At 67.4% G+C, this 8,198-nt stretch carries 6 protein-coding genes; all 6 read left to right on the top strand.

The window, feature by feature from the left end; all coding sequences use genetic code 11:
- Nucleotides 1–232 precede the first annotated feature (232 nt).
- Nucleotides 233–913, top strand: a complete 681-nt coding sequence (locus ACFDSW_RS13300; protein WP_375250765.1) for a protein-L-isoaspartate O-methyltransferase — start codon at nucleotides 233–235, stop codon at nucleotides 911–913.
- A gap of 20 nt (nucleotides 914–933) precedes the next feature.
- Nucleotides 934–2,436 (top strand): TolC family outer membrane protein, encoded by a 1,503-nt coding sequence (locus tag ACFDSW_RS13305; RefSeq protein WP_375250770.1) that lies wholly within the window; start codon nucleotides 934–936, stop codon nucleotides 2,434–2,436.
- Between the two features lie 56 nt (nucleotides 2,437–2,492).
- Nucleotides 2,493–3,014 (top strand): DUF2497 domain-containing protein, encoded by a 522-nt coding sequence (locus ACFDSW_RS13310; protein ID WP_375250766.1) that lies wholly within the window; start codon nucleotides 2,493–2,495, stop codon nucleotides 3,012–3,014.
- 94 nt (nucleotides 3,015–3,108) lie between these two features.
- A complete protein-coding gene (locus tag ACFDSW_RS13315) occupies nucleotides 3,109–5,154 on the top strand; it encodes a prolyl oligopeptidase family serine peptidase (RefSeq protein ID WP_375250767.1) in 2,046 nt (681 codons plus the stop codon).
- 73 nt (nucleotides 5,155–5,227) lie between these two features.
- On the top strand, nucleotides 5,228–7,837 hold the full coding sequence (locus tag ACFDSW_RS13320; protein WP_375250768.1) for a valine--tRNA ligase: 2,610 nt from the start codon (nucleotides 5,228–5,230) through the stop codon (nucleotides 7,835–7,837).
- A gap of 96 nt (nucleotides 7,838–7,933) precedes the next feature.
- Nucleotides 7,934–8,198, top strand: a 265-nt coding sequence (locus ACFDSW_RS13325) for an MATE family efflux transporter (protein ID WP_375250769.1), incomplete at its 3' end; no start/stop codon positions are given.

Below are 8,198 nucleotides of genomic sequence, written 5' to 3' on the forward strand. Positions count from 1 at the left end.
TGCAAGGATTTGCAGTCCTCTGCGTCACCACTCCGCCATCGCGCCTCGATGCGGTGAGAGCCGGCGCAGATGCGGGCGTGCGCGCCGCGTGTCAAGCGCCCAATCGCCCACCCGGAGCAGGCATCGCCCGTCGACGCACCATGAAGGTTGGCGTGCGCGCCGCCACGCGATACAAGCGCGCCGCACACAACGTGTGTTGCATCCCTATAACAGCCATGCCACAGGAAGGCCGATGATCTCCACTGCCGCCGCCTCCGCCGATCGCCACGACGATTTCGCCGCCATGCGCCAGGCGATGGTGGCGAGCCAGCTGCGTACCGCAGCGGTCGCCGATCCACGCGTGATCGCCGCGATGGCGGAGGTGCCGCGCGAGCGGTTCGTTCCCGCTGCCTCCGCGGCGCTGGCGTATCGCGACACGGCGATCGATCTGGGGCAGGGACGCCGCCTCAACACGCCGCTGGCGACCGCGCGGCTGCTCAATCAGGCGCGTCTGGGGGCTGGCGATCGCGTGCTGCTGATCGGTACCGCCACTGGCTACACCGCCGCCGTGCTGGCGCGGCTGGTGCGCGAAACGGTCGCGGTCGAATCGCTGCCGGATCTCGTCCGCCATGCCACCGATGCGCTGGCGCCGGTCGCCAACGTCACCTTGGTAGAGGGGGCATTGGAGAAGGGGCATCACCAGGCCGCGCCGTATGACGTGCTGGTCGTCGACGGTGCGGTGGAGGAACTGCCCGAGACGCTGGTGACCCAGCTGGTCGATGGCGGCCGGATCGTCACCGGCCTGGTCGACAAGGGCGTCTATCGCCTCGCGGCGGGGGCGCGGCGTGGCGCGGCGCACTCGCTGCTGCCGTTCGCGGATATCGACTCGGTGCCGTTGCCCGGCTTCGCGCGGCCGCATCGTTTCACCTTCTGAGGGATCAAGCTATCGTGCGTGTGCGTCTTTCGCTGTTCCTGTCGGTCGCCGCACTGGTGGGAGGACCGGCATCGGCCGAAACATTGCGCGACGCACTGGCCAAGGCGTACCAGAACAATCCGACGCTGACCGCGCAGCGCGCGGCGCAGCGTGCCAATGACGAGAACGTACCGATCGCGCGTGCCGGCGGACGGCCGACGGTGTCGGTCAGCGGCGGCGTGAACGAGAATCTGATCCGTAGCGGCAACAATTTTACCACGCCTGAACGGCTGGCGCAGGGCAATGCCAGCGTGACGCTGCCGCTCTATCAGGGCGGGCGTGTTCGCAACGGCGTCCGCGCGGCGGAAATCCGGGTAGACGCCGGCGCGGCGAATTTGCGCGGGGTGGAGGCGTCGACCTTCACCGACGTCGTCAGCGCGTATAACAATGTGCTCCGCGACGAGGCGATCGTCAGCCTGAACCGGCAGAATGTGCGCGTGCTGGAAACCAACCTGCGCGCCAGCCGCGACCGGTTTGAGGTCGGTGACCTGACGCGCACCGACGTCGCGCAGTCCGAGGCGCGCCTGAGCCTCGCGCGCGCGCAGTTGCAGACGGTGCAGGCCAATCTGATCGCCAGCCGCGAAAATTACGTTCGTCTGGTGGGGACCGCGCCCGATGCGCTCGAAGCGCCGCCGCCGCTGCCGGCGCTACCCACCGCGCCCGATACCGCGGTGGAGGTCGCGCTGCGTGACAATCCCACGCTCTATGCCGCGCGTCGGGTGCGCGAGGCGACCGATTATGATGTGCGTGTCGCGCGGGCGGGGCGCCTGCCGCAGGTCGGCGTCACCGCGGGGCAGAATTACCTCAACTATCTGGGCAGTCTCGGCGCCGGGACCGGCCTGGGCGTCGGGCAGACCGGCACTTCCACCGCGATCGGTCTGTCGCTGAGCCTGCCGATCTTTCAGGGCGGCCTTCCGGCGGCGCGGATCCGACAGGCGCAGGAGTTGCGCGGGCAGGCGATCGAACAGGCAACCGCCGCCGAACGCCAGGTGGTCGCGACGACCCGCTCCGCCTTTGCGATCTGGCGCTCGTCCCAGGAAGTGATCAAAAGCGCCGAGGCCGCGGTCAGCGCGAACAAGCTGAGCCTTGAGGGCGTTCGCGCCGAAAACAGCGTCGGCACGCGCACGATCCTCGACATCCTCAATGCCGAGCAGGAATTGCTCAACAGCCAGGTGACGCTGGTGACGGCGCGACGCGACGCCTATGTCGCCGGCTTCGCGCTGCTGGCGGCGATGGGGCATGCCGAGGCGGACGATCTGGGCCTCGACGGCGGGCCGCTGTACGATCCGACGACGCATTACCGCGCGGTCCGCAACAGTATCTCGGACTTCAACTCGGGTCGCCGCGCCGATCCGGTCGCACCCGGCACCACGCAAATCCCCGCCCAGGATGCCTCGGTCACCCGCCCGCTGGAACCGATGCTCGAAAGCGATGTTGACAGGACACCCGCATTAACGACAGGTGTTGATCGACCGCGCCCGTAATGGGCGGAGACGTTGCAAGGGACTGCGCGATGGGGGATTTAAGCGCCGAACCGTCGATGGAAGATATTCTCGCTTCCATCAAACGGGTCATCAAGGAAGGCGAATCGCAGACGCCGCCGCGTCGCGCCGCACCGCGCCCGCTGCCCGCGCAGGAACGCCCGCTCGCACCGCAGGAGCGCGGGCTGACGACCGACGAACCCGGTGAGCAGGTGCTGGAATTGCGCGAGCCGCTGCGCGCGCCGGCGCTCACGCCCGAAGCGCCGGTGGCGGCACCGATCGCGCAGGCCAGCGAAGAGGATGCGGGCTTCGTCGCAGACCCGGTGGCGGCGCCGTCCCCCGCGGCGGCATCGCCCGCCGCTCCGGTGGTATCGTCGCGCACCGTCGAGGCGACGCGCGACGCGCTTAACGCGCTCAACCGGCTGATGGTGAAGCCCGAGCCGGAGAGCGACGGCACGCTGGAGGGGCTGGTGCGCGAGATGTTGCGCCCGATGTTGAGCGAATGGCTCGACCGCAATCTGCCGTCGCTGGTGGAACAGATGGTCGCGCGCGAGATCGCCAAGATCACCCGCCAGGGGTGACGGCGGCGACGCGGCGACGGGATTGCCCGGCCGCGGTCGCCAAACTCGTTGCGGCGATTGTTTCATTCGCGACGATCTGCTTTATCCTCGGGGCATGAAGAGCAAGTTCGTCGCGAGTCTGATCGCACCCGCCGCCGCCCTGGCCGCCATCGTCGCCATGCCTGCCAGCGCCCGGCAATTGACGATCGATGACGTGACGATGCTCAGTCGGGTCGGTACGCCGTCCGCCTCTGCCGACGGCCACTGGCTGGTATGGGCGCAGCGCGAGACGGACCTCGACGCCGATCGTGGCCGCTACGATCTCTGGAAGCTCGATCTGACGCGCCCCGGCGCCGTGCCGACCCGACTCGCCGCAGACCCGGCGCTGGATGAGAATGATCCGCAGATCGTCGGCACGACGGTGTATTTCACCGCCGACGATGCGATCTGGTCGATCCCGGTGGCTGGGGGAACGCCCCGGCGGCTGACCGACTTCAAGGGCGGGTTCAACGGGTTCAAGGTGTCGCCGCGCGGCGATCGGATCGCGATCTGGGCGGACCGCCGTCCGGGAGCGGCCACCCTGGAGCCGGCGGTGGCAAAGAAGGACGCCGATGCCGGGGCGGGGCGCAGCTACGATCGATTGTTCGTGCGGCATTGGGATAGCTGGGCCGACGGAACGCGCTCGCAATTGTTCACGCTGCCGCTGACCGCGGCTGGCGCGAAGGGCAACGGCGCCGCGGTATCGCGTCCGCTGGTCGGCGACACACCGTCGAAGCCGTTCGGTGGCGCGGAGGAAATCGCGTGGAGCCCGGATGGCAGGACGCTCTATTTCGCGCTGCGCGAGGCGGGACGGATCGAGCCGCTGTCGACCAATCTCGACATCTGGTCGACCGCCGCCGACGGCAGCGGCGCGCCAGTGAACCTGACCGCGACGAACCAGGCCACCGATACGCAACCCAGCGTCTCGCCGGATGGACGCAAGCTCGCCTATCTGGCGATGCGGCGGCCCGGCTATGAGGCGGATCGGTATGTCCTGACGATCCGCGATCTGGCGACGGGCAAGCTGACGTCCCTGACCGAGCGGTGGGATCGCTCGGTGGGATCGGTGCAATGGGCGCCCGATTCGCGCTCGCTGTATGTCACCGCCGAGGATACGCAGGACGTACCGCTGTTCCGCGTCGATGCGGCCACCGGCGCGACCACGCGATTGACCGGCGCTGGTCATGTCGCCGCGCTGGCGCTGACCGCGCGTGGGCCGGTGATCGCGCTGGACAGCCTGACCGCACCGGCCGACTTCTACCGCGTCGTTCCCGGCGCCGCACCGATCCGGCTGACCGATGTCAACCGGACGCGGCTGGCGGGGATCGATCTGCCGACGGTCGAGCGGTTCAATTTCAAGGGCGCGAACGGCGACACGGTGTGGGGCTATGCGGTGCGGCCCGCTGGCGTGACGGGCAAGCTGCCGATCGCGTTCATGGTCCACGGCGGCCCGCAGGGATCTAGCAACGACAGCTGGTCATACCGCTGGAATCCGGCGGTGTTCGCTGGCGCGGGCTATGCGCTGGTGGCGATCGATTTCCATGGTTCGACCGGCTACGGCCAGGCGTTCACCGACGCGATCCGCAACAATTGGGGCGGCTGGCCGCTGGAGGATCTGCAGAAGGGACTGGCGGCCGCGACCTCCCGATACGAGTGGCTCGACGCCGACAATGCCTGTGCGCTCGGCGCGAGCTATGGCGGCTATATGATGAACTGGATCGAGGGCCGCTGGCCCGACCGGTTCAAATGCATCGTTCAGCACGACGGCGTGTTCGATGCGCGCGCCATGGCCTATGAAACCGAGGAACTGTGGTTCGACGAGTGGGAGCACGGCGGGAAGGCCTATTACGAGGATCCCGCCGCGTTCGAAAAATGGAACCCGGTCAACTATGTCGATCGCTGGAAGACCCCGATGCTGGTGATTACCGGCGAAAAGGATTTCCGCATCCCCTATACGCAGGGGATCGCCGCGTTCACGGCGCTGCAGCGGCGCGACATTCCGTCGCGGCTGCTGGTCTTTCCCAACGAGAATCATTGGGTGCTGAAGCCCAAGAATTCGCGGCAATGGTATCGTGAGGTGCTCGGCTGGATGAACCGCTGGACGCGAAGGGCGGCCGAGTGACGGTGCGTCGCTAGGCGTGCCGCACGGCGCCGCCCTTTCCTTTTGCGGCGGCGCGGGATAGCCCGCGCGGATCATGACCGAACTCGCGAAGACCTTCGACCCCGCCGCCATCGAAACCCGCTGGTATCAGCATTGGGAGGAGAGGGGGTTGTTCCACCCCGATCGCCCCCAGGCGGAGCCATGGACGATCGTCAATCCGCCGCCGAACGTCACCGGCAGCCTGCATATCGGCCATGCACTCGACAATACGTTGCAGGATATCCTGACGCGCCATGCGCGGCTGAAAGGCAAGGATGCGCTGTGGGTGGTCGGCACCGACCATGCGGGCATCGCGACGCAGATGGTGGTCGAACGCCAGATGGCGGCGCAGCAGCAGAAGCGCACCGATTTCTCGCGCGATGATTTCGTCGCGAAGGTGTGGGAGTGGAAGGCGGAGAGCGGCGGGCAGATCACGCGCCAGCTGCGCCGGCTCGGCTGCTCGATGGACTGGGCCAACGAACGTTTCACGATGGACGAAGGCTTCAGCAAGGCGGTGCTGAAAGTATTTGTCGCGCTGCATCGCGAGGGTCTGCTGTATCGCGACAAGCGGCTGGTGAACTGGGATCCCGGGCTTGGCACCGCGATCAGCGATCTCGAGGTGGAAACGCGCGAGGTGCACGGCAAATTCTGGCACCTTCGCTATCCGCTGGCGGACGGCAGCGGTGATATCGAGGTGGCGACCACCCGGCCGGAGACGATGCTCGCCGATATGGCGGTGGCCGTGAACCCGGAGGATGAGCGGTATACCGCGCTGATCGGGCGGCAGATCCGCTTGCCGATCACCGGGCGACTGATCCCGATCGTTGCCGACGAACATGCCGATCCGGCGCTTGGGTCGGGCGCGGTGAAGATCACACCGGGGCATGATTTCAACGACTTCGAGGTCGGCCGTCGCGCCGGGATCGAAGCGCGCGACATGCTCAACATGCTCGATGCCAAGGCGGCGGTGTGCCAGACCGCTGACGGCCTGATCCCCGCCGAGCTGATCGGGCTGGAGCGGTTCGCCGCGCGCAAGGCGATCGTCGAGCGGCTGGAGGCCGAGGGCGCGCTGGTCCGTGTCGAGGACCGCACGATCCAGACTCCCTATGGCGACCGCTCCGGCGTGGTGATCGAGCCGTGGCTGACCGACCAATGGTATGTCGACGCCGCGACGCTGGCAAAGCCGGCGATCGAGGCAGTGCGATCCGGCGCGATCCAGCTCGTGCCGAAGACGTGGGAAAAGACCTTCTTCAACTGGATGGAAAATATCCAGCCGTGGTGCGTCAGCCGGCAATTGTGGTGGGGGCATCGTATCCCGGCATGGTTCGCGGAGGACGGCAGCGTCCATGTCGCGGAAAGCGCGGAGGAGGCGCAGGCGCAGGCGGGCGAGGGGGTCGCCCTGACGCAGGATCCCGACGTGCTCGATACCTGGTTTTCCAGCGCGCTATGGCCGTTCGCGACGCTGGGCTGGCCGGAGGACGGCGATGCCACGCTGGCCGGGCGCTATCCCAATGACGTGCTCATCTCGGGTTTCGATATCCTGTTCTTCTGGGATGCCCGCATGATGATGCAAGGGCTGCACTTCATGAAGGAGGTGCCGTTCCGGACTCTGTATCTGCACGGCCTCGTCCGTGCCGCCGATGGCGCCAAGATGTCGAAGTCGAAGGGCAATACCGTCGACCCGCTTGGCCTGATCGACACCTATGGGGCGGACGCGCTGCGCTTCTTCATGGCGGCGATGGAAAGCCAGGGCCGCGACATCAAGATGGATGAGAAGCGGGTCGAGGGATATCGCAATTTCGCGACCAAGCTGTGGAACGCGAGCCGTTTCGCGCAGGCCAACGGGATCGGCGGATCGGACACGATCGAGCCGCCCGCCGCGACACTGGCGGTCAATAAATGGATCGTCGCGGAAACGGTCGCTACGGTGCAGGCGGTCGATCTGGCGCTGGCCGACTATCGCTTCGACGCGGCGGCGAATGCGATCTACCAGTTCGTGTGGAGCCGTTTCTGCGACTGGTATCTGGAGCTGATCAAGGGAGCGATCGACACCGAGACGAAGGCGGTGGCGGGCTGGGTGCTCGACCAGATCCTGATCCTGCTGCACCCGTTCATGCCGTTCATCACCGAGGAACTGTGGCATGCGCTGGCACCGCGAGAGAGCGAACTGATCGTCGCTCGCTGGCCGATGCCCGATGCCCGCGCGCTCGATCCGCAGGCTGTGCAACAGGTCGAGCGGCTGATCGAGCTGATCGAGCATGTTCGCGCGGCGCGGGCGGAACTGAACGTGCCGCCGGGCGCCAGGATCGCGCTGCATACCGGCGATGGCACGGTGGCGGACGCGATCGCGCCGTATGTCGAGCGGCTGGCGCGGGTCACGCTGACCCCCGGCGAGGCGCAGGGCGCCCGCGCGCCGATCCTGTGGGGCAGTGAGACTTTCGCACTCGCACTGGAAGGGGTGATCGACCTCGATGCGGAGCGCGCGCGGCTGGCGAAGTCCCTCGCGGCGGCTGAGAAGGAGCGTGACGCGCTGGCGGGCCGGCTGAACAATCCGAGCTTCGTCGAACGCGCCAAGCCCGAGGCGGTGGAAAAGGCGCGCGCGGATCATGCCGAGAAAGCCGCCGATGCGGAGCGCTTCGCCGCGGCGCTGGCGCGGCTGGGGTGACGTCGACGAAACCCTGATACAGGCAAGGATCCTCTGTCCCCGACGCGCATCTTCTGCAAAGGAGGGCGCCGCGGGGCTTGGGAGGATGATGCGCGCATGGCGACGGAAGAAGCGGCTCCGGCGTTTTCGTCAGGCGGGCGCGGGCAACGCGATCTGACCGCGGGGGCGATCGCGCCGACGCTGCTGGCGTTCGCGCTGCCGACGCTGGGATCGAATGTCCTGCAGTCGCTCAACGGGTCGATCAATACGGTCTGGGTCGGGCGCTTTCTCGGCGAGGAGGCACTGGCGGCGACGAGCAACGCCAATATCATCATGTTCCTGATGTTCGGCATGGTGTTCGGCTTCGGCATGGCGGCGACGA

Source organism: Sphingomonas sp., assembly GCF_042091075.1.
Taxonomy (GTDB): domain Bacteria; phylum Pseudomonadota; class Alphaproteobacteria; order Sphingomonadales; family Sphingomonadaceae; genus Sphingomonas.

What these genes read in the sequence shown, in the direction of transcription:
- ACFDSW_RS13310 (WP_375250766.1), top strand. Translation starts at nt 2,493, where the DNA reads ATGGAAGATATTCTCGCTTCCATCAAACGGGTCATCAAGGAAGGCGAA.
- ACFDSW_RS13315 (WP_375250767.1), top strand. Translation starts at nt 3,109, where the DNA reads ATGAAGAGCAAGTTCGTCGCGAGTCTGATCGCACCCGCCGCCGCCCTG.
- ACFDSW_RS13300 (WP_375250765.1), top strand. Translation starts at nt 233, where the DNA reads ATGATCTCCACTGCCGCCGCCTCCGCCGATCGCCACGACGATTTCGCC.
- ACFDSW_RS13320 (WP_375250768.1), top strand. Translation starts at nt 5,228, where the DNA reads ATGACCGAACTCGCGAAGACCTTCGACCCCGCCGCCATCGAAACCCGC.